Annotated in this window: 18 protein-coding genes; 6 read left to right on the forward strand and 12 right to left on the reverse strand. The window is 49.8% G+C overall.

Annotated elements, in window-relative coordinates:
- The coding region (locus JMX98_RS03630) for an EF-Tu/IF-2/RF-3 family GTPase (RefSeq protein WP_265089345.1) at positions 1-464 on the forward strand (464 nt) is incomplete at its 5' end.
- Positions 465-590: 126 nt separating this feature from the next.
- Positions 591-1,082, forward strand: coding sequence for a ribosomal protein S18-alanine N-acetyltransferase (rimI, locus tag JMX98_RS03635; RefSeq protein WP_201584774.1), 492 nt, complete (start codon positions 591-593; stop codon positions 1,080-1,082).
- Positions 1,083-1,156: 74 nt separating this feature from the next.
- On the opposite strand, the gene JMX98_RS03640 is transcribed toward rimI, so the two are convergent.
- Genes JMX98_RS03640 through trxB form a run of 3 tightly spaced genes read right to left on the reverse strand, consistent with a single transcriptional unit; the run spans position 1,157 to position 3,433 of the window.
- A complete protein-coding gene (locus JMX98_RS03640; protein ID WP_201584776.1) occupies positions 1,157-1,594 on the reverse strand; it encodes a MerR family transcriptional regulator in 438 nt (145 codons plus the stop codon).
- A 21-nt stretch (positions 1,595-1,615) separates the two neighbouring features.
- A complete protein-coding gene (gene aat, locus JMX98_RS03645) occupies positions 1,616-2,410 on the reverse strand; it encodes a leucyl/phenylalanyl-tRNA--protein transferase (protein ID WP_201584778.1) in 795 nt (264 codons plus the stop codon).
- A complete protein-coding gene (trxB, locus tag JMX98_RS03650; RefSeq protein WP_201584780.1) occupies positions 2,411-3,433 on the reverse strand; it encodes a thioredoxin-disulfide reductase in 1,023 nt (340 codons plus the stop codon).
- A gap of 538 nt (positions 3,434-3,971) precedes the next feature.
- Here trxB and JMX98_RS03655 point away from each other — a divergent pair.
- Entirely contained in the window at positions 3,972-7,271 is a 3,300-nt protein-coding gene (locus JMX98_RS03655) for a DNA translocase FtsK 4TM domain-containing protein (protein ID WP_201584781.1), read from the forward strand.
- Positions 7,272-7,533: 262 nt separating this feature from the next.
- Positions 7,534-9,027 (forward strand): amidase, encoded by a 1,494-nt coding sequence (locus JMX98_RS03660; RefSeq protein WP_201584782.1) that lies wholly within the window; start codon positions 7,534-7,536, stop codon positions 9,025-9,027.
- A 48-nt stretch (positions 9,028-9,075) separates the two neighbouring features.
- On the opposite strand, the gene JMX98_RS03665 is transcribed toward JMX98_RS03660, so the two are convergent.
- Both JMX98_RS03665 and rlmH read right to left on the reverse strand, forming a co-directional pair.
- Positions 9,076-9,966: a DODA-type extradiol aromatic ring-opening family dioxygenase gene (locus JMX98_RS03665; RefSeq protein ID WP_201584783.1), complete on the reverse strand. Its 891-nt coding sequence runs from the start codon at positions 9,964-9,966 to the stop codon at positions 9,076-9,078.
- A gap of 83 nt (positions 9,967-10,049) precedes the next feature.
- A complete protein-coding gene (gene rlmH, locus JMX98_RS03670) occupies positions 10,050-10,538 on the reverse strand; it encodes a 23S rRNA (pseudouridine(1915)-N(3))-methyltransferase RlmH (RefSeq protein WP_201584784.1) in 489 nt (162 codons plus the stop codon).
- A 213-nt stretch (positions 10,539-10,751) separates the two neighbouring features.
- Between rlmH and JMX98_RS03675 the strand changes: the two genes are divergently transcribed.
- Entirely contained in the window at positions 10,752-11,198 is a 447-nt protein-coding gene (locus tag JMX98_RS03675) for a DUF2147 domain-containing protein (RefSeq protein ID WP_201584785.1), read from the forward strand.
- 47 nt (positions 11,199-11,245) lie between these two features.
- Here the strand turns inward: JMX98_RS03675 and JMX98_RS03680 are convergent, their stop codons facing one another.
- The 6 genes from JMX98_RS03680 to dapC all read right to left on the reverse strand — a co-directional run bounded on the left by JMX98_RS03680 (position 11,246) and on the right by dapC (position 19,150).
- Positions 11,246-11,779, reverse strand: coding sequence for a DUF421 domain-containing protein (locus tag JMX98_RS03680; protein ID WP_201584786.1), 534 nt, complete (start codon positions 11,777-11,779; stop codon positions 11,246-11,248).
- Between the two features lie 297 nt (positions 11,780-12,076).
- Complete coding sequence (locus JMX98_RS03685) at positions 12,077-12,592, reverse strand: ABZJ_00895 family protein (RefSeq protein ID WP_201584788.1); 516 nt, start codon at positions 12,590-12,592, stop codon at positions 12,077-12,079.
- Positions 12,593-12,963: 371 nt separating this feature from the next.
- Complete coding sequence (locus JMX98_RS03690) at positions 12,964-14,985, reverse strand: D-alanyl-D-alanine carboxypeptidase/D-alanyl-D-alanine-endopeptidase (protein ID WP_201584790.1); 2,022 nt, start codon at positions 14,983-14,985, stop codon at positions 12,964-12,966.
- Positions 14,986-15,152: 167 nt separating this feature from the next.
- On the reverse strand, positions 15,153-15,758 hold the full coding sequence (locus JMX98_RS03695; RefSeq protein WP_201584792.1) for a 3'-5' exonuclease: 606 nt from the start codon (positions 15,756-15,758) through the stop codon (positions 15,153-15,155).
- A gap of 34 nt (positions 15,759-15,792) precedes the next feature.
- The gene (locus tag JMX98_RS03700; RefSeq protein ID WP_201584794.1) at positions 15,793-17,757 is read right to left on the reverse strand and encodes a DUF294 nucleotidyltransferase-like domain-containing protein; all 1,965 of its coding nucleotides are present in this window, start codon (positions 17,755-17,757) and stop codon (positions 15,793-15,795) included.
- 172 nt (positions 17,758-17,929) lie between these two features.
- Positions 17,930-19,150 (reverse strand): succinyldiaminopimelate transaminase, encoded by a 1,221-nt coding sequence (dapC, locus tag JMX98_RS03705; RefSeq protein WP_201584796.1) that lies wholly within the window; start codon positions 19,148-19,150, stop codon positions 17,930-17,932.
- Between the two features lie 189 nt (positions 19,151-19,339).
- Here dapC and JMX98_RS03710 point away from each other — a divergent pair, with 189 nt between their 5' ends.
- A complete protein-coding gene (locus JMX98_RS03710) occupies positions 19,340-20,008 on the forward strand; it encodes a hypothetical protein (RefSeq protein ID WP_201584798.1) in 669 nt (222 codons plus the stop codon).
- A gap of 100 nt (positions 20,009-20,108) precedes the next feature.
- Here JMX98_RS03710 and glnD read toward each other — a convergent pair whose 3' ends face one another.
- Entirely contained in the window at positions 20,109-22,865 is a 2,757-nt protein-coding gene (glnD, locus tag JMX98_RS03715; protein WP_201584800.1) for a [protein-PII] uridylyltransferase, read from the reverse strand.
- Positions 22,866-22,869 lie beyond the last annotated feature (4 nt).

The raw sequence follows: 22,869 nt of genomic DNA on the forward strand, positions 1-22,869 counted from the left end.
ACGAAATCGAAATCGTCGGTATCAAAGACACCCAAAAAACCACCTGTACTGGTGTTGAGATGTTCCGCAAACTGCTAGACGAAGGTCGTGCAGGCGAAAACTGTGGCGTACTACTCCGTGGTACCAAACGTGAAGAAGTCCAACGTGGCCAAGTACTAGCCAAGCCAGGTTCAATCACCCCACACACCAACTTCGACGCCGAAGTATACGTACTATCAAAAGAAGAAGGTGGTCGTCATACTCCGTTCCTAAACGGCTATCGTCCACAGTTCTACTTCCGTACCACTGACGTAACTGGCGCAATCCAATTACAAGACGGTACAGAAATGGTCATGCCTGGTGACAACGTTGAGATGAGCGTAGAACTTATCCACCCAATCGCTATGGACAAAGGCCTACGTTTCGCTATCCGTGAAGGTGGCCGTACTGTAGGTGCTGGTGTAGTAGCTAACGTAAAAGACTAAGCGATACTGATCTCAGCGCAAGCTGACACCGAGTATTGAGTAGTGAAAAGCCATCCTTTATAGGGTGGCTTTTTTTTGGGCGCTTAGCTTATAGGTGTTATGGGGGTTTATTGGAAAGGGGGCGGCATGACGGTAATACAAATTTTGTCAAAAGATACTCAAGACTTTAGGGAAGTGGTGCAAGCGGTAGCTGCTATCGAGTCTATCGTCCAACCGCAGGATGCGTGGTCGTATCAGGCGATGATTGATTTGTTTGAGCAAGACAGTGTCCATCTGCTGATCGCTTATGAGTCAGCAGAGTCGGCTGCAGCCGTGCAAGGTTACTGCCTATATCAAAGCGTCTTTGAACAAGCAGAAATTTTACGCATTGGCACTCATCCTGATTATCAGCGCCGCGGGATTGCATCGCAAATTTTTGCGCAGTTACACTTAGCGCTGAGAGATAAACAAGTAGAGAGTCTGCTATTAGAGGTGCGAGCGGACAACGCGCCTGCGATTGCGTTATATAAGCAGCAAGGCTTTGAGATGATCCATCAGCGTAAAAACTATTACCAGCTAGCCCAGAAGCCAGCTGTCGATGCCCTGATCATGCAGCTGACTTATCGTGATTTTAAATGATTGGTTCATGATTTTAAATGATGGGTAGATGATACATATGTAATGCGCTTGTTTAGCAATGCAGCTGTGCAACCTTACAGGTCTGAGGGAGGTTTTCTTTTGCAAACGTCGACGTTGGGTTTGTAGTCACTGTCTGTTCTCATGTGCTCAAGCACTTCAATGCGCTCGGTGAGCAGCTCAACCATGACATTGATATTGGCTTGTTGTTTTTTTACTTGTGCCAGTTTTTGCTGTGTGAGAAGTAATTGTAGGTCGATGTCTAATTGGCCATCATAATAATCATTGAGGCTGTCTCTGATTTCGGTGAGTGTAAAACCGATGGCTTGCGCGCTTTTTATCAGCTCAATACGTTCAACACATTCAGGATGAAACTCAGTATATAGCCGTGAGCCTGCCTGACGTTTGCGCGATCTGAGTAGGCCTAGCTGGTCATAGTGACGCACCGTGTCTTTGGTGGTATTGGCTTTGGCAGCCAGTTTTCCAATTAACAAAAATGAGGTATCAAGTGCCATAATAATCTCAAAAGTGGGGCGTTATTTGCCGCTTTGCCAAGGGTGTGGTGTATCAAGCAGCGAGACTGCTAGCGGTTGGTGGGAGTCACTGTGCCAATGCTCAGCATCACTTACGAGCAAGCTATCTAACTGATGCAAAAAGTCAGCACGAGGTAAGGTGGTGGCGCCCAAGCTCATGAGGTGCTCGTTTGGCAATTGGCAATCGACCAGTGCGACCTGACTTTGCTCGCATAAACGCATTAAACCCCAAAACGCCATCTTGGATGCGTTTGACGCACGGTGAAACATCGATTCTCCAAAATAAATACCGCCCAGCTTTAGACCATATAGACCGCCAACGAGCGTGCCTTGTTCATCCCAAACTTCGATACTATGAGCAAAGCCTTGGGCGTGTAGCTTGCCATAAGCGTCGATCATCTCTTGATGAATCCAAGTATGCTCGCCTTCAGGCAGACCATTGCTACGCGGTAAGCTACAAGCATGGATGACTTCGTCAAACGCTTGATTGAGGGTGAGTTGCCAGCGTTCTTTTTTGACCTGACGGCGCAACGACTTACTGGGTATATACTCAGCCGGCACCATGACGCAGCGCGGCTCAGGGCACCACCACGCGATAGGCTCGTCTTCATTAAACCAAGGAAACAGCCCCTGCGCATAAGCAGAGATGAGCGTCTCGGAGGCCAAATCACCACCCAGCGCCACGATGCCGATGCCATCAGGGTCAATGGTGGTGGGGTCGGGAAAGTCATAACGCCCAAGACTTTTTAGGGTCTCAGGCGTGATAGGATTATGGTTTTGTTGCCAAAGATGACTCATTTAGGCTTCTTTATCAGCAGTCAATGTCGAGGCGTAGGTATGGTCAGAAGCATCTGCCTCACCGATGGCATCGAGATATTTTTCTGCATCAAGGGCGGCCATACAGCCGGTGCCTGCTGAGGTAATGGCTTGACGATAGACGTGATCGGCGACATCACCTGCCGCAAATACCCCTTCTACACTGGTCTGGGTGGCGTTACCATTTAGGCCGCTATTGACGACAAGATAGCCGTCTTTCATAGCTAGCTGACCTTTGAATAGGTCAGTGTTTGGCTTATGACCAATGGCGACGAACATGCCCATTGCATCCAGTTGTTTGGTGCTGCCATCGACGGTAGATTCGATCAACACCCCATTGACACCCATGTCGTCACCAACCACTTCTTTGACTTGATGGTTCCACTCAATTTTGATATTACCGTTTTTGGCTTTTTCAAACAGCTTGTCTTGCAGGATTTTCTCGGAGCGCAAGCTGTCGCGGCGATGCACCAAGGTCACCTCAGAGGCGATGTTTGATAGGTATAAAGCTTCTTCGACCGCGGTATTGCCGCCGCCGATGACCGCGACTTTTTGGTCTTTATAAAAGAAACCATCACAAGTAGCACAAGCAGATACGCCAAGACCTCTAAATTTGGTCTCTGACTCCAAGCCCAAATACTGCGCCGAAGCGCCCGTTGAGATGATAAGCGCATCACACGTGTAGCTGCCATTGTTGCCCGTCAATTGAAACGGACGTTCGTTTAGATTGACGTCATTGATATGATCATAGACCAACTCGGTACCGAAACGCTCGGCATGTGCCTTCATACGTTCCATCAACGCAGGCCCAGTCAAATCGTACGCATCGCCTGGCCAGTTATCAACTTCTGTGGTGGTGGTCAGCTGTCCGCCAACTTCCATACCCGTGATCATGACAGGCTTTAGGTTAGCGCGCGCAGCATAGACAGCCGCGGCATAACCGGCAGGGCCTGAGCCTAAAATAATGAGCTTTTCGTGACGTGGGGCAGTAGTGTCAGTTGCCATGAGTTGTTCCTTGCTAAATATACGAATTAAAAATGTAAGTTATAAATATAATAAAAGACGAATATCAAAAATGACTACAAATATGCTTCTTCTAATTGCTATGTGATAATAACATAAGGGCAGTTGGCAAAAAGTGCAAGTTTGCTAAAGCAAACATGGGTATCATTACAATCAAAGCATCAAACCCTTGAATTCTAGGGTGCTAAAGGTAGGCGCTAATCGGCCAAGTCTTTATCAAATCCGGTTTAATGGTGATGATAAAGGTGTATTGTTTTATTTTCTTAAGAAGACTGTCGCCACTGTACCTATGTATTTGTTATTATAAGAAGTTATGCCAAGCGCAGTAAGGGCTAAGTGATCTTGTCATCTATTTTGATAACCGCACTTATAATTGTTTTATACAAGTAGCCATTGCCGCTGCGCTCGGTATCTTGGTACAGGTTGATCGGTACCGTTTATGTCAGCACTTTATGTCAGCATGGTTAGCGTTAATCATGGGCTGGCGACCATTTAGTATTATTAACAAGGCAGATCTTACGTGATATCAGCACCGCTAATTGAGTATTTAAAAAAAGGAATATTTACCCTGCTTGGGTTAATACTGACCGTTTATCTGTTTGTCATTTTGATGACGTATACGGGTAATGACCCTAGCTGGTCGCATATCAGCAGCGATATGACCACGATCAACAATATGGGCGGTAAAACTGGTGCATGGTTGTCAGATTTGCTGTATCGGTTTTTTGGTTTTGGCGCGTGGTGGCTACTGGCGTTTATGGTCTATGAGTCCATCTTGATTTGGTGGGACAATAAGCCAACATTTTGGCTGATGCGCTTGGTCGCTTATGTGTTTTTGTTATTAAGTGCCAGTGCGCTGTTTGCTCAATTGGTCGCGCTGGTACAGCAGGTTGCAGATCCTGTGGCCACTGAACTAGAAGGCGTGGCCGGCGGTATCATCGGCCTTGAGCTTCAAGCTCGTTTGGCGCAGCTATTATCGCAGTGGGGGAGTGTGGTGTTTTTGACCGTGTTTGTCACCATCACTGCAACCTTTGCGTTTAATATTCACTGGCTGAGCATTTATCAAAAAATCACCACGCTGGCTTGGCTTGGCTCAGGGGTCAAAAACAAAGAGGCGACCGCTATTGATGACCAAGCGGGCAAGCAGTACAGCGCTGCTGGGTATAGTGATGACCAACAGGCGCTCAAAACACCAGCAGCATCAGAGCACGAGCAGCTAGCATTAGAGCTGCCCACTGCTGATGCTACGGATGGCGCACAGTCTGCGGATAAAAGTGGCCGATTTGGCAATGTGTTGTCCGAGTTTTTGACCACATCAGGACTGGCTGATAGTGTCAAAGCCTCGGTGGTTGCCGCGACACAAGCTGCAAAAGCGACTACATCGCCTGACAGCGTAGCGCCGCCTGCCATGCCAACGCAGTCGAGCGCCGAGCTGCAAAGCCCCGTAGCCGCTGCTAAAAGTGGCGCGGTCAGTGCCAGCGATGCAGCCGCGGCGACGGCCACCCCTGTGATGACTCGCAAAGTAGAGCCAAGCTTTGCATGGAATGATGCGAGCACGGTGGATGATTTATTGGCCAGCGAGCAGGCGCACTATCATACTGATGGTAGCTTTGTTGCTGGTGATAGCTATGTTAATGGCGATAGCTATATGGCAGATACGACCGACGATATCTCTGAGACTGCATCTACCGTATCCGCCTCTTATGACAATAGTAATGAAACGCTAGATAGTGAGGCGACCTCTGTGACGTCAGCTATAGAGACTCCCGATACTGATGATACGGCCACTGACGATGTCGATATCTTGGCTGAGGCATGGTTGGCAGAACACGCAGAGACGCTCACTCCTGCTACTGCAGCAGTCGATGACGTCGTATATAAGGAATCAACGTCAGATGCTGCCGCGCCCAGCTCCGTATCTATGGAGAGTCCGGCAGCTGGTAGACCAGCGGCAGAGGCAAGAGAAGCAAACGTATCACATAGCTCAGAGGTAGAGCCTGTCGAGCCCTCGTTCAGCTCGGCGTCTACCACGCAACCCTCTGCTGTAGAGCCTACCTCAGAGGTCGCTACCTCTATCGCAGACACCGCGGATATGACCCCGACCAACACGCCGCCTGCCAACCCCAAACAAGCACCAACAGTGGCGGCGATGACACCAGAAACATCTACCAAGCCTGCGGTGAGCTTTGCGGTACCAGAGGGAGGTAGTAGCAATCATATCACCGATATGATGCCAGATGATGATGCAGAAGCAGTTGCAGCCGTCATGCCAGATATCAGTGATGATGCCGCATTTAGTAAAAAGTCACGCTCAATGCAAACAGCGGCATATCGTAATAGCCTCACGCCGATACCTGAGATGTCTATCTTGGACAAGCCAGACCCTGAGCGTAAGCCCAGCTATACCGTCGCAGAGCTTGAGCAGTTGTCTGAGTTATTAGAGATTAAGCTGCAGGAGTTCAATGTCAAAGCAAGCGTGGTAAATGCCATACCAGGGCCGGTGGTGACCCGCTTTGAAGTCGAGTTGGCACCAGGCGTCAAAGCCAGTAAAGTTACGGGTATCTCGCGAGATTTGGCGCGCTCGCTATCGATGGCGTCTTTGCGTGTGGTCGAGGTGATCCCAGGCAAGCCTTATATCGGTATCGAAGTACCCAATAAAAAACGCGAAATGGTGCGTCTGATTGAGCTGCTTAATACGGAAACATACAAAGACCCTAAAGCGCAGGTTAGCATGGCGATGGGTAAAGATATCGGTGGCAATCCGATCATCACCGATCTTGCACGGGCGCCGCACATGCTGGTCGCCGGCACTACAGGCTCTGGTAAGTCGGTACTGGTCAACTCCATGCTACTGTCCATGCTCCTCAAATATACCCCCAATGAGCTGCGCCTGATTTTGATTGACCCAAAGCAGCTTGAGCTTGCCAACTACAATGATATCCCGCATCTACTGACGCCAGTGGTCACTGACATGACTGAAGCGGCCAGTAGCCTCTCGTGGTGCGTGGCGGAGATGGAGCGCCGCTATCAGCTCATGAGCCTGCTGAAGGTACGTAAGCTGGGCGAATTTAACAAAAAAGTCGTCGCCGCCGAAAAAGCAGGCAAGCCTATCATCGATCCGCTATGGCGACCCAATGACAGCGTCAGTATGAGCCAAGCGCCTAAGCTCAAGACATTACCGATGATTGTGATTGTCGCAGATGAGTTTGCTGATATGATTATGCAGGTCGGTAAACAGGCCGAAGAGCTGATCACGCGGTTGGCACAAAAGTCACGCGCGGCTGGTATTCATTTGATGCTCGCCACTCAGCGTCCGTCAGTCGACGTCATTACCGGTTTGATCAAAGCCAATATTCCAGTGCGAGCCGCCCTCCGTGTGAACTCAAAGGTCGATTCGCGTACCATCTTGGATAGCGGCGGCGCAGAGGACATGCTGGGCAACGGCGATATGCTGTTTTTAGGGCCAGGCCAGATTGAGCCGGATCGTGTGCATGGCGCTTACGTCAGTGACGAAGAGGTCAACCGTGTCTGTGACGCATGGCGTGAGCGCGGCGCACCCGACTATATTGACAATATGGCGGGAAACTTTGAGCTATCTAGCCCTGGCGGCGGTAGTACTGGCAATGCGTCGGGTGAAGACGACGACCTATACGATGAGGCAGTCGCCTTTATTATGGAAACGCGCAAAGTATCAGCCTCTAGTATTCAGCGTAAATTTAGTATCGGCTATAACCGCGCCGCTCGTATTGTTGACTCCATGGAGGAGGCTGGGCTAGTCAGCTCGATGGGCAAAAGCGGCAAGCGTGAGCTGTTGATGTGATGAACAGTGAGTTTGATTGAGTGACAAAAAGCGAGTTACAGTAAGTAGCTCGCTTTTTTTATGAGCGTTGTTTGCCATCACAACGTACAAATTTGCCGTCCTAAAATAGATGACATGATAGATTCAGTAGATCAAGCCGACCTGCATATATAGACATCAGATATGGAGTAAACACAGCAGTGTCGATAAGGTGGTTACTATTGAAGCGATGAAACCGATATACTAAAAGTGATAAATAACTTAAGAACAAGGAAGCTCGGTTATGTTTAAAGAATACACCCAGTATGATGCGATAGCGCTAGCGGCATTGGTCAATGCCGGAGAGGTCAGCGCCAGAGAGCTGCTGGATGCGGCTGTCTATCAAGCCAATAAGCTCAACCCTAAGCTAAATGCCATAATCCATCGTTTTGATGAGCGTGCCTATCACGCGGCGGCGCAAGGCCTACCGGCAGGCGCGTTTACAGGCGTGCCTTACTTGCTCAAAGATTTGTCGTTTAGCTTTGAGGGAGAGCCTGTCACGATGGGCAGCCGTAGTGTCAATATTGTCTCAAAAAACGACAGCGAAATCGTCAAGCGTATGAAAGCCACTGGCGTCAATACCTTTGGCAAGACCAATACCCCTGAGTTTGGGTTGATCATCACCACCGAGCCCAAGGCGCATGGCGCAACGCATAATCCCTTTAAAAAAGGCTACAGTGCTGGCGGCTCCTCAGGCGGTAGTGCAGCGGCGGTGGCAAGCGGTATTGTACCGATGGCAGGCGCTGGTGATGGTGGCGGCTCGATACGCTTTCCTGCGGCGTGGTGCGGCGCGTTTGGCTTAAAGCCTAGCCGTGGCCGTAACCCCATGGGCCCGACGTTTGGGGAGGGCTGGGAAGGCGCTGTCGCCGATCATGTGATTACCCGCTCCGTTCGCGATAGTGCCGCGATGCTCGATGCCACCAGTGGCGCTGAGATTGGCGCGCCCTTTATCATTGCGCCGCCAGAGGGGTCGTTTTTGCAGGCTGCGATGCGCGCACCGCGGCAGCTGACCATTGCGCTACATCAGCAGCCACTGATCGCAGGTACGGTGGTGGACAAGGAAGTGCTGGCAGTCCTTGAAAAAACTGCCAAGCAGTTAGAGGCCATGGGGCATCGCGTGGTGCCTGCCGAGCCTAATATCGATATCGAGCAATTTTGGCATGATTTTATGGTTGTGGTGTGCGCCCATACAGCATTTACCATCGATAATATCGAGCGTGATTTTGGGCCGCAGCATATCAAAAAACTAGAGCCACAAACCTACAATATGGCGCTTTTGGGTCGTTCATTATCAGCGGTAGACTTGGCGCATGCCAAACACGGCTGGCATCACAGTCAATATCAGACAGGCTTATTACTAGAAGAGTACGATATGATTTTGTGTCCGACCGTACCGACACCAGCGGTCAAGCATGGCGTACTACCGCCTAGCCGTATAGATGAGATGCTGATGCGTAGCGCAGAGCTGCTCAATAAAGGCATAGATATGGGTAAATACGCCTTTAGCTCAGGCATGATAGAAAAGCTGAGCCAGCCTGTGCTGAGTAAGATGGCTTTTACCTTACTAGCTAATGTCACAGGTTTGCCTGCGATGTCACTGCCGGTAGGCATGAGCAAAAAAGGCTTGCCGATTGGTATGCAGCTGATCGGACGGATGAATGATGAGGTGACGTTGTTTAGTATCGCAGGTGAGATGGAGCGTGCAGGGCTGTTTACGAAGTCAGCGTTTGAGAAGTAGCTCAAGCTATTCAAAACAACGTCGTCAAAACGCAGCAGCTAAGATACCTTAGTCAAAGCGATAAATATCCATACCTAAGCTATGGTGCGCCATGCTTTGATGTATCACTGAGACGCGCTGGCCGGCACCCAAAGCAAAAAACAGCGGCAACAGATGCTCATCACTAGGATGGATGTTTTTATAATTGGGATAACGCTGCCAATCAAGAGCGCTTGGAATGTCGGTTTTGAGCTGCTTGAGTAGCCATATTTTAAAACTATTGGCGCTCTGATCGATGCTGTCCGCCTGCCAGCGCAGGGCTTGCAAGTTATGAGTGATATTGCCTGAGCCGATGATCAGTATCTGCTCATCACGCAAACTCGCCAGCTGCGCCCCTAACTGATAGCAGGCGAGACTGTCATAATGTTGCGGCAAAGAAATCTGTACGATCGGAATAGTGGCTTCTGGATATAGATGTTTGAGCGGCGCCCAGACGCCATGATCAGAGGCGCGCATGGGGTTTAGTCTGCAGGTAATACCGCGCGCGGTGAGCTGCTGCGCAAGCGACTCGGCAAGCAGCGGATGACCTGCGGCAGGGTATTGTATCTCATACAGCTCAGCGCCAAACCCAGAAAAATCATGCCAAGTCTTTGGCTGAGGATTGCTGCTGATCTCAAGCTTTGCTGATTGCCAATGTGCCGACATAATAACGATGGCACGCGGCACAGGCAGGTTTTGGCCGATACGCGCCAAGGCACTGGTCGTCGCTGACTGCTCTGTGGCTAGGCTTGGCGCGCCGTGCGAGACAAATAGCGCTGGCAACTTTGCGTGCTTAGAGAGGGTAGAAGTATCGGGCCACGCATCAGCGGCACTAATGGGCGCTGACGTGTGGCTGCCTGATGGTTGCTGCTCGGCGCTCGGCGCAGTAGCAGTAAGTGCTGTGTTTTTTGAATGAGTCATGTAGCGTTTATTAGGGCTTGCAGCGATATTTCAATCCTGCCTGTCTGTTATCCTACCAAAAGCCTGATCTGTCTTGTGAGCATTTAGTTGCCACGATGATAGGGGTGGTTGTGATTGATGCTCATGGCGCGGTAGAGCTGCTCCATCAATACCACGCGTACCAGTGGATGCGGCAGTGTCAGCGCCGATAGTGACCATTTGACATCGGCCTTTGCCAACACTTCTGGCGACACGCCATCAGCGCCGCCAATGACCAGTGCGATATCATCGCCTTGCTGCATCGAGTCTGCCAGTTTTTCCGCCAGTCCTTCTGTCGAGAGCATCTTCCCTTTGACATCTAGTACCCATAGCTGCTCGCGGCTGGATGCTTGGTGAGCGGCCAATATGGCTTGTCCTTCTTGCTCGCGGTACTGAGCGAGGTTGGCTTTAGAAGGGTTCTTTGCCCGCTTTGCTGCCGCTATCTCGACAATCTCAGTACTGAGCATGGGCTGAATACGTTTAAAGTACTCATCAAAACCAGTTTGTACCCATTTTGGCATCTTAGTGCCCACGGTCAAGATTCTTACCTTCATATGATGTACCACTTCGATAATTAAAAAATATAACAAAAGAGAATGTAACAAAAGAGTTCTACGCTTAAGATATTGTAACAAACAAGCCTTTTACCTCGCATTTTTTTGTGCTTTACTAGCGTTTGACAAACAGTTGTTCTTTCTATTTGTTTTTTAGTTCTCACTTATGTACTACACATTTAGGTAGACCGTTTTTGACGAAAGGAGTCGTTTATGAACCGTATTACAGCCTGTACGCTCACTCTTATGGCAGGAGCCTTATTGCCCCTATCTGCGCAAGCGGCCTCATTAGATGGCACGCAGTGGCAAACCATCGATGATAAGACAGGGGAGAAAAAAGCCATCATTCAGTTAAATGAAAGAGGTGGTAAGGTCTCAGGTAAAATTATTAAGGTGCTTAATAAAGAAAAAGCCAAAGCCGTCTGTACTAAATGTCCTGGTAATCTTAAAAACCAGCCAGTGGAAGGCTTGCAGATTTTGACCGGTCTCAAGGCAGAGGGCAACAACCAATGGAGCGACGGTAAGCTGGTCGATCCTGAGTCTGGCAAAGTGTATTCAGGAAAAATCACCTTAAGTGACAATGGTCAAAGTCTTGATCTGCGCGGTTATGTCGGCACGCCATTGTTTGGCCGCTCACAGACGTGGCAACGCGTCAAATAGAATGCTTACTGCATTAGTCATCTCAAAACCAGTCACTTCAAAACCCCTCACATCAAAGGCTTAATGGTTTGCGAGATAGTGTTTTCTTTGCTGTGCGTGTCATCTGTAGGTTTGGGGATAATGGTCAGCTTGGCGTCAGACTCAAAGACCACCGCTTCGACATCATCAAAGCTGTTGATACCTTGAGAGCGCATCGCACACTCTATCTCTTGACGGGTCAGGCGCTCAGACCGCATGGCATCTGGCAAAAACTGGCCTTGATAAAAGACGATACGCGGCTCTGATAAAATAAAGTTGCTAAACTGCGGTGATACCGAGGCATATTTGGTGACCAAAAACTGCAACAGATAAAGCACCAATATCGAGGAGACCCCTTCGATAAACGGAACGTCTTTGAGCAAGATGGTGCTGGCACCCAGAGACCCGATCATCACCGTGACGACCCAATCGAAGTTGTTGAGCTGCGAGGTGGAGCGTTTGCCTGAGACTTTGGTCACCAGTACGATTAAGACGTACACCATGACGCTCGTCAACACGATACGGCCAAGCTTGTCTATATTGTCAAAAAAAATCATGTCCATAAAGCTAGCTCCTATTGAAAATACCAAAGCAAGTCGCTTAACACTGTAGGCGTTTACCTTAGCCTAACGGATTTTGCTCAGCAATAGAACAAAACTTTGTAGCACCGTGTATAGTCAGCGTTTTTTAAGGCACTTATATTGTCAATCCTAAATAAATTGACAGGCAGGATAGCAGGTGCCACGCCGTCATATTTTATGGATATTTATTTTGCATAGCATCTGTCGGCGTAGGCTCAGCATGTCATCGTGTTTTAAGTGAACAGATTCCTGTCGGGTCGTTTAGGGTTTTAGAGCGTCTTATAGGGTTTTGGGCGCAGGATCGAGTAGGCGGTTAAATGCCCAGATGCTGATGCGCGCGCTGACCAGTGACAGCACCACGATCATCACTAGCGCAGAGAGTAAGGGTAATGGCTGCTGCTTGGCCATCGCCAGCAAAACCTCACGGCTGATATCGTCAAACAGCAAAAACCATAACGCTAAAAAATACAGCCCCGTCAATAGCCAGACGACCATGATACCGCCCAGCATCAAGCGGTTGACTTCGTCTTTGTAAAGAGCGCGCTGCTGATGTTTAACAAACTTGCTGACTGCGATATAGGCTGCAAGGATGATGGATAGAACGGTGACCAGCTGTGCATTTAATGCCAGTTTGGTCTGAATCAGCATAAATAGGGCGCTGGCCAGTACATAACCGATCGCAAAGTATCTAATGTATGGCGGCATCTGAGGCTGAGTGCTCGCGCGTGTTGTGGCCAGTCCGTGAGGGTCGGTAGCGGGGCTGGGTTTATTGAGATTGGTGGTTTTGCGTGACATAAACGCGCCTTATTCAGATAAAAAAGAGAGTCGCCGTATTAGGGTGTGTCTTCAATTCATTCGATAGTTATAGTCGATACACTCTAAAAATGTCATAGCGCTACTGGGATGCTATTTTTAAACGTAGGTTGCGCAGCCTCTGGGAACGCAGCACGCAAGTAAAATTTATACCAGTAGCGCGTTTAAATCCATAACAGTTTTACATTCAGCTAACTATATCTAAATGGGTTAAAAATGGCCAAATTTTGCCAAACATCGTCAAATAGCGGGTTTATATCCCGATATTAACGGCGCTATTTTCCTTGTTTGACCGCAATGTTTGACCGCAATTTATCCCATTTTTATCCCCATTTTTGAAACGAAGACACACCCTAGTGCTGCGCGGTCCAGTCCAGCATCGCATCGAGTACAGGTCTTGCCGTATAAGCATTGAGCGCTTGCTCGCTATTGATGATACCCACGACCACATAGTCTTGCCCCGATAGGCCTTTGACATAGCCTGCCATAGAGGTGACGTTATTGAGCGTACCTGTCTTAATCCAAGCGCGGCCAATGGCGGCTGACTCAGGCAAGCGGTCACTGTGCGCGCTAATGGTGCCACTGACACCAGCGATGCCGAGCGAGTTGACATAAGCGTCAAAACTTGGGTGATCGTAGGCATAGATTAGCAGCTCGTTTAGGTTGGCCGCGGTGATCGTGCAGTCACGGCACAAGCCTGAGCCGTTGGTCAGATACGGCGCAGGCGTGTCTAGATGGTGTTGCCACCACTGGTTGATGGTCTGTAGGGCTACCGGATAGTTAGTGGTTGCAGGTTTGCCAAACTGATAGAGACTCGTCTGGTTGCCTCCTGCTTTTTCTTGTCCTTTTGGCTTGCTAACGGCAGTTTGAGTGGGTGTAGCAGTGTCAGCCGCGGTCATCTTAGTATCAGATGGTGGGGCGTAAGCGGCAATGGATAATGCCACTTGCTCAGTCATGACGTTGTTTGAAAAATGGTTGATGTCGTGGATTTGCTGAGCCAAGTTTAACGACGGATAGCTGACCTGTGGCAGCGGTGACATCGGTAGCGCACGCAAACCTGTTTTTGGCTGTTTATGAGATGACGCATTATAAGGCGTCTCGCGGCTGAGCACATCGCCTGTCAGGGTATTGCCCAGTGCTTGCCATTTGGACTTAATGATCCGCGCGGCAAAGTCTTTGGCATCAGGATAAGCCACATAAAACGCGTGCTCTTGGCAGCTATTTGGCAAGTTTTGATGAAACACCAGTTGGCTGGCTTGCCATACTGGCGCAAGGCTATAGCGCGCCTGTCCACAGCTCGCTGAGCGAGTGGCTATGGTGGTGGGCAATTGATAATCGGCCAGCTGCGGTGTGTAGGTGAGTCGCGCGTGGTCAGTGTCCAGCGGATAGCTTTTGATACCGATGGTACTAAAATTGACCAAAAAACCATCAGGACTTGCGTTATAAGGACGCAATGGTGCGTTGTCAAAGGCGGCAGGGTCTTTGCCCACCTTATCAAACACTGCGCTGTCGACGATGATATCCCCGTCGATATGATGAATACCTGAGGCTTGCACGTGATAGAGCAGCTGCTGTAGGCGCTCATGCGTCATTTTTGGGTCGCCGCTGCCTTGTAGCACCAAGTCGCCATACAAGCGCTCGCCGATGATCACGCCGGTATGATAGACGCGGGTATACCAGACAAAATCCGCCCCAAGTGTATCTAGCGCGATAAAGCTCGGTACCAACTTCATGGTGCTGGCAGGGGTGCGCGCTATCTGAGCTTGATGACTCAGTAAGGGTGAAAAAGATATCTTGGTCTTTGTATGTGCGGTGCTTTTTTGCTCGACATCCGCGCCGTCATTGACGCTACTATCGTCGGTGCTACTGTCTTGGCTTGTTTGCATTTTAGCGTTTGGCCACTTGGCCTCTGACGGTAGGGTGGGAATGCTCTCTAAGCTTTGATAAGTAGAAGGGTCGTCGGTATAAGCGTGTAGCTGCCGCTCATGTTTTTGGATGGTTTGTTTTTCTATGGTCACAAGCGTGCTTTGATAACTGGCAGCGTTGTTTGGGCGCTCTGCTGGATGCTGGCTGTCGATGACTTTGATAGGCGCTGGTAAGTGACTGGCGTTTTTGTCGCCCACTGGCGTGATGACGATACTGAGGTTGGCGGCGCTCAAATCTGCACGTGACAAGGCGGTTTGGATGGCCTCTGGTAGCGCCGCTTGGGCAACAAGCGGTGCCGCCAGCGCAGTGGCCAATAATGCTTGTCTGACCAAGTGCGTGACCAAGCGCCTGCCAAGTCGATGCAGTCGTAACGGCGCAACCGCAGCGTGCGGCGGCGTATCAAAGGCAGAAGGCTTGTCATGATAATGGGGGGTAGAAGTGGATTGCATGAGTATCGTTCATCAGGTGGCAAAAATAGCCTATGGTATCATGAGTTCCGCTTTTCGCGTAGATGGGGCGCGTGGATTATCAAGGGCATGTATCAGTCTCGCGCATTCATGCAGGGTGTCTATTTTCTGTAGGGTCTTGCTATATCGGCTATAGCTGATGGCACGCTCTAGCGCACATGCAAAAACGCCATAGCGGTCATGGTGGCATCATTATAGGCGTCATGAGCACCCAAATCAGGAATCTGATAATACGCTAAGATGTTGGTCAGCTGCTGCGCTTGGCTGGAGAGCCCTTGGGTTTGACCACTCATACGCCGACTGTATAAGTGCCGAATATCGATGATTTTATTGGGCAAGGTGGTGCCCATGTAGTCTTTTACCAATGGGTTTAAAAACCCCATATCAATCTGCGGACAAAACCCCACAATCGGACGGTTGCCGATAAAGGGCAGTAGCCGCGCCAGCATCTCATCATAGCTCATACCATGCTCGACATCAGCGGTACGTAGACCATGGATTACGATGGTGTCGCGGTCAGGCATGACGGGCGGGCGACAGACCAGATGGATGCCATTGCCCGTATCGATGCTAGCGCCATCGATATGAATCGCGGCCACCGATAGTAGGTGGTGCTTTTTAGGGTTTAGCCCCGTCATCTCACAGTCGAGCGCCACCCACCGATCAGTGGCAGGTTGATCAAACATCGCCGCCAGCTCAGGCCGCTGCAGCTGCATTTTTTGCCATTTGCATGATAGTTGGGTCAGCCAGCTCATATTCTGTATTCTCTCTTTGCTGCTTTGCGCCGCTCTAGGCGATCTCTAATTGATAATGCTGCCGCAGCTGGTTTTTAAAGCTTTTGACAACAGCCAAACACTCTTTTAATAAATCACGCTCAAGCGCGGTCAGCGTCATGGGGTTGACCTGCCGTGCATGTTTGTCATCGGTCGAGAGCGCCACAGAGAGTCGCTGCGCCATAAAAAACTCCAGCGCTTCTAACAGCGTGTCAGCCCGCTCTTGGGTCAGTGCGCCCACCTCGACCAAGGCTTTTAGGCGGTTTTTACTGCTAGGGACGGCCAAGACATCGTTTTCTAGAGCGAGGGCGCGAATACCATGTACTAACGGAAAAATCCCTGCTTTTTTTAGATCGATATCTTGCGAGGCGCTTTTACCTGCTAATAATGGTACAAACTTTTGCCACCATTGGTTGACATCGCCAAACTGTAGCGCTGCCCGCGCAAACTGGCGCACAAACATAGGGTCTGAGCGTCGATGCGCGGCCTTGAGGTGCTGACGAACGTGCTGCAAGAGCGTCTCATCACCGCAGACGTATTCGCCATCGAGGATGGCAGACAAGTAGATGGCGTGCATGGGATCGGTGTTTTTAAACCATGAGCTGATTTGGGCATTAAACCGTTGTAATGGTTGTCGCCACATCGGGTTGGTCATCATGATATTGCCGTCGCATAGCGGATAGCCAAGTTGCGCCAGCTGCTCATTAAAGCGCGCCGCAAACTGCGGTAGATCCGGATGAGTATAGCCATCACGGATGATCAGTGCATTGTCTTGGTCGGTGCGCATGATTTGCTCGCCGCGACCCTCGGAGCCCATGACGATAAGACAGGTGTGGCTCATCACCTCATCAGGAACGAGCAGCTGCCACAGCTTGGTAAATACCTGAGCGTTCAAGGTCTGTACCATGCGGCTGATGTTACCGATTTTTACCCCGTTTTGGTGCTGGGCGCGGATATAGCGTCCTATCCTCTCGACGGCTGTGTCCAAACTGCTAAAATCTTGGGCTTGCTCGATTTGAATACTGATGAGCTGCGAGTGGTGGCTGATGTGCGCGAGCATGTCGCTTTGACCAAGCACACCTGCTACCGCACCATGGTGATCGATGACCGGCAAGCGATGAATACGGTAGCGCGTCATGGTCAGCAGCGCATCACCGATCTCATCGCTCGCCTTGATGGTACGTACGTTAAAGTTAGCATAACGCTGGCATGGCGTGGTGGTAGGATCTCTCTGCTCACTGACCGCGCGGCAAATATCGGTATCGGTCAAGATGCCCAATGTCTCATCGATGCCATGTTGCGCGCTTGCTATTGCTAGTCGATGCGCAGGTGCTCGCACCAGTACGTGCTTTAATCCAGCATCCGTCATCGTGCGCGCCGCTTCATGTAAGCTGGTATCAGCATCGACGATATGTACAGGCAGTAAACGAACATCGATGACCGGCTGCAGCATGATCTGCTGTACTTCTTGCTGGTCATCGTAGGCAGCATGGACAGCAGATTTACGATTGCGGCGCTGCTGCAGGGCTTTTAGCCGCTCAGGCAGTTTGTCAGAGAGCATTTGCCGCACCAGATGATTTTGTGCGCTGATTTTATCGACCGCTGCACCCTTAACTTGTAGCAGTAACGTGTCCTCGGTGGCGCGAAACTGATAACGCTGTCTGTCTTCGTCCGTCATCTGCGCGTCTGAGGCGGCTGATAGCTGCGGCGCATTAGAAGACTCAGGCAAGCGGCGGCTGTCAAACCAGTCGTTGTTATTGGGCTCATCTGAGTGATTGCTACCCAAGTAGGCCGCAACAAAATGACCGGCCAATAACTGCTCAATCTGGCCTTTGATGACCACATATAAGTATGACATCTCGTCTGCAGGTAGGCTTTCGTCTTTGGCAAGGTAGCGGATTTTGGTGTGTTTTCTGATGCTTTGGCGTTCAGCCAAGCTCAGCACATCAAAAGGCGGCTGGGTAAAATCAAGATGGGGCATGGCATCATCCTTGATAGCATCGTTGCGACAGTCTATTTTACTATAGCACTATTTAACCAAAAAACCTTTAATAACCAGCATCCTATCACGGTTATTAAAGGGTGTTGATGGCTAGAAAAACAGCCGCTATGTGTATCACTCAGGCTAAGGAGAATGGGGCTGCTTGCCGGTTTTACACCTCAAGCAACGCCCGAATACGGCGGATGGCTTCACGGTTTTCTTCTACACTGGCCACCAGCGCGATACGCACATAGCCCTGACCGGGGTTGTGTCCAGCGACCTCACGCGACAGATAGCGCCCTGCTAAGGCATGGATATTGGCCTGCTCATACAGCGCTTTGACAAAGACTTCATCATCGCCATCGAACTGCTCAGGGACTTTGACCCAAAAGTAAAAGCCAGCCTCAGGCATACGTAGCGATAATACATCGCCAAGCTCTGCCATCCATAGCGCAAATTTTTCTTGATACAGCGCGCGGTTGTGCGCCACGTGTTTTTCGTCTTGCCACGCGGCGATAGAGGCCAGCTGATGCGGTATTGGCATCGCACAGCCTTGATAGGTGCGATATTGCAAATAGGCCTGCAAAACCTCAGCGTCGCCAGCGACAAACCCTGAGCGTAAGCCTGGTAGGTTGGAGCGCTTGGATAACGAGTGAAAGACGATACTGTTTTTAAAGTCATGTCGACCGAGCGCGGCGCACGCTTGTAGCAGGCCTATCGGTGCTGTATCAAAATACAGCTCGCTATAGCACTCGTCGCTGGCGATGATAAACCCATACTGATCTGACAAGCGCAGCAGATATTCCCAATCCTCCATCGTCATCACCGAGCCTGTCGGGTTGTTGGGACTACAGACAAAAAGTAGCTGCGTGCGCGCCCACACATCTGTTGGCACTGCCCGATAGTTACCCTTAAAATTATTCTCCGCAGTACAAGGCACAAAGTACGGCGTCGCCTGCGCCAATATCGCCGCACCCTCATAGATCTGATAAAACGGATTGGGCATGATGACAGTCGGGGGTGCGCCAGTTGCCGGTTGTGCGTCATCACACCGATGATCGATGACCGCTTGTACAATGCTAAAAATCGCTTCACGTGTGCCCATCACAGGGAGCACTTGGGTGCGAGGATCGACATGATGCAAAAAGAACCGCCCCTCCAACCAATGCGCGATGGTCTGACGAAGCTCAAACAGACCATTGGTAGTCGGATAAAGGCTTATTTTGTCCAAGTTTTCGTGTAATGCGTCCAAGACGAAGCTCGGTGGCTGATGTTTTGGCTCACCGATGCCTAGCTTTATCGCACTGTAACGGGGGTTTGGTGTGCTATCGGCCAACAAAGCAGCCATCTTGGCAAAAGGATACGGATGCAGGTGTGTTAAGTTGTGATTCATAGGTAGGGTAACTATAATAGACAATTAATAATAAAGTTATAAAAAAAAATTACATTTGGGCAGTGTAGCACTTCTTATATTTTTTGTCTTTTGCTTCTCTTGTCTATAAAGACGCATTTATTGATAACTTTTCATAATAAAAAACAGCGGTCGGCGCGATATGTTGGCTGATAGTAAGGGTAATTTGATATGTCTAGTGTCCTAAATAATGACCAACTTCACGCTAAAGATATCAACAATGACGTTGATAATAGTGTAACGCGTGTCAAATTATACGAGCTGCTACAAGAGCGCGAGCAGTGCTGGTGGCAGACGCGTCAGAATTTGATTAACCTAAAAGAGCGGCAGGTGTTTTGGTATGGCGAAAACAGCCTGATGATGTGGCTGATGTGGCAGCTGGTCAGCTATGTGCTGGTGGCTATGACGCTAATGCTGCTGAGCCGATTTTTAGACTTCTCGCTACCGCTCTGGCAGTATGTGGGGTTGTTTGTCATTCAGACGGCGATATTTATCGTCATCTTGATGAGTAAGGGGCGACTCGGCAACAAGCTGCAACAAAAAATCGATAATGATGAGCTGCTCCGCGAGCAGACACTCAACGAGATGGCAATACTGGCAGAAGACTGTTTGTACCCTGATGTGCATGCCAAGTCACCTATTTCGTTAGAGCAGATGTATGAGGCGTTAGATGGGCGCTTTCATTTAGCCAGCTTACAATGCTTGCTACAAAAAGAAGTCGATGCGGGGCGCTTGATATTGACGCAGACGCAAGTAGAGGCGGAGGTTTTGCCACTAGAGCTGGCCGATGATGAGCTAAAAGAGCATGGTCGTGAGATGGTATATAAAAGCACCTTATAAGTGACGCTATAGCGATAAGCCCCATCAATGCATTGTTAATGATGGGGCTTGTTTTTACGTAACAGTAGCGGGGTTTACGATAGGTTTTAGGCTGGCCACTTTATCCTCTACTCGTGTCTTTTGGAGCTGTCAGGCTGGCAAGCAGCGCAGTTTTTAAGGCGCTTAGCCTATCAGCGGACAGCGGCTCATCGTTTTGATCACTGATATAAAACATATCTTCTGCGCGCTCGCCTAACGTGGTAATACGAGCAGCGTGCACTTCTATTTTTTCTTGCAAAAACACTTGTCCAACGCGCGCCAGCAGCCCTGGCTGATCTAATGTCTCTAGGCTCATGATATGCTGATCTGAGGCGTCATTAAACTCAAAGTTAATCTCTGTTTTTACCTCAAAATGGCGCAGCTGCCGAGGGATACGCTTATGCACCAGCTTTGGTAAGGCAGGGGCTTTAAAGGCGTCAATCAGTCGCTGCTTGAGCTCTTGCTGGCTGTCTTCATCGACCAGTAGCGTACCACTCGGATCGAGCAGCACATAGGAGTCCAAGGCAAAGTCGCGAGTGGCGGTGATGATGCGCGCATCGAGCACATCTAGGTTCATCTGATCAAAGACGGCCATGGTCACAGCAAACAGATTCATCTGATCTTGGGTGTAGACAAAGACCTGAACGGCATCAAGCGCCAGCTCACGATGCTCGCGCAATACCACCAGTGGCGGGCTATCGGCATTAGATGCCAGACCGATAGGCGGATGGTTTAGGATGGCTTCGGTGTGCCAAAAGATATCCTCTGGTATCTCGCGCAAAAAGTACTCATCGCCCAGATCGTCCCACAGACGTAACACTTCCTCGCGGTTCATATGCTGATTGTCGACATTGTCGAGCATCTTTAGCGCTTGTTTACGCGTGGCGCTGATCATATCTTGGCGGTTGGTCGGCGCGTCGATATCGGCGCGTAGGATACGGCGTGTCTGCGAGTAGAGCTGTTTCATCAGGGTCGCCCGCCAGCTGTTCCAGAGCTGCGGATTGGTGGCGTTCATGTCGGCGACAGTCAGGACATATAAGTGATTGAGGTGGGTGACATTGCCGACCAAATCCGCAAACACTGTGACCACCTCTGGGTCTGAGATGTCCTTTTTTTGGGCGGTCATCGACATCAGTAAATGGTGACGGGTCAGCCAGCCGACCAGATGCGCGTCGGCTTTGCTCATACCGTGCGCCAAACAAAACTCAATCGCTTCTGTCTCACCCAGCAGGCTGTGATTGCCGCCGCGGCCCTTGGCGATATCATGAAACATCGCTGCCAGTACCAATATCTCTTTGCGCTCAATACGCTGAAAGATCGCACTGACCAAAGGAAAGTCCTCAAAAAACCGCGGATCGGTAAAGCGGTGCAAAATACGAATCAAAAACAACGTATGGGCATCGACCGTATAGCGGTGAAATAGATCATACTGCATCAGCCCGGTGACTTGGGCAAAGGCTGGAATGTAATTTCCCAAGACGCCATAGCGGTTCATGGTGCGCAAACGATGGAACAGATAGTTTTGCTCTTTTAGATTAGATAAAAATAAAGCTTTGTGAACGGGGTTGTCCCTATAGATTTGATCGATGCCGCGTGCTGCAATTTTTAGCGCCCGTAGCGTATGGGTACGAACCTTGTCGATACCGTGCTGACCCATTAATAAGAACATCTCTAAAATAGATTCAGGATGCTGAGCAAAAACCCGATGGTGCGCTATAGCAATATGATCACCAACACGGTTGAATCTTGCATTGATCGGCTGCTTTTTGGGGCGCTCATCATCAGGCAGTTGCGGCTCGATAATGGTTTCATAATAGTGGTTGGTCAGCATCTCAGACAGCGTTGATATCTGCATGGCACAGCGATAGTAATCACGCATAAAGCGTTCAACAGCCGCATTTGGCTGATCGTCTGGCTGAGTCTCATAACCCATTAATTGGGCAATCTCACGCTGATAATCAAACAACAGCTTGTTTTCGTTACGTCCGGTCAGCACATGCAGATAATGCCGTATCTGCCATAGATAGCCTTCTGCAAAGCTGAGCTCATCGAACTCTTTTTCTGTCAAAAAGTTTTGTTGCACCAAGTCATACAGCTTACCCACGCGAAAATAGCGTTTGGTCACCCAGCCGATGATATGAATGTCACGTAATCCCCCAGGCGCCGTTTTGATATTGGGTTCAAGATTATACTCAGTTGCATTATGTTGTAGATAACGGGCCTTAGACTCTTCCATTTTTACATCAAAAAAGGCACGAGGAGACCACTGCTTGTTAACGATTTGGATGGGCATATCTCGCAGTGCTTCGTTGCCGATTAACAATCGAGCTTCGAGCTGGGCACTGGCTATCGTATGGTCAAGTGCAGCTTCTAACGCATCGTTGACGCTACGCACAGATAGCGCAGGCTCCAGCCCGATATCCCACAGCAATGCGACCAATTTATCAATCTTACCACTGGCATCAGCGCCAATTTCGTCAAGGGAGAGCAATAGAATATCGATATCGGAATACAAAGACAGCTCACCGCGACCATAGCCACCTGTCGCAAACAGGGCCAAATCCATCTTATCTAGCTCAAACCAATAAAACAAAGCAATCAGCAGCTCATCAATCGCCTCGCTACGCGCGCCAACCAGCTGACGAATATTGACACCGCGCTCAAGGGCACGGCTGATATCCTCATTGATTTGGCTCAGCCATTCAGGAATACCCAACAAAGCAGGCTCTGAGGTGCTATCGGCGCTGGCACTTACTGACAGCGCGTCGGTAGTCACTGATTGCTTGGAAAATAGGGGTAAGGGTGTCAAATCGATAGAGGTGACATCGCAATTAAACATGAGG

The organism is Psychrobacter sp. HII-4 (assembly GCF_904846595.1).
GTDB lineage: Bacteria > Pseudomonadota > Gammaproteobacteria > Pseudomonadales > Moraxellaceae > Psychrobacter > Psychrobacter celer.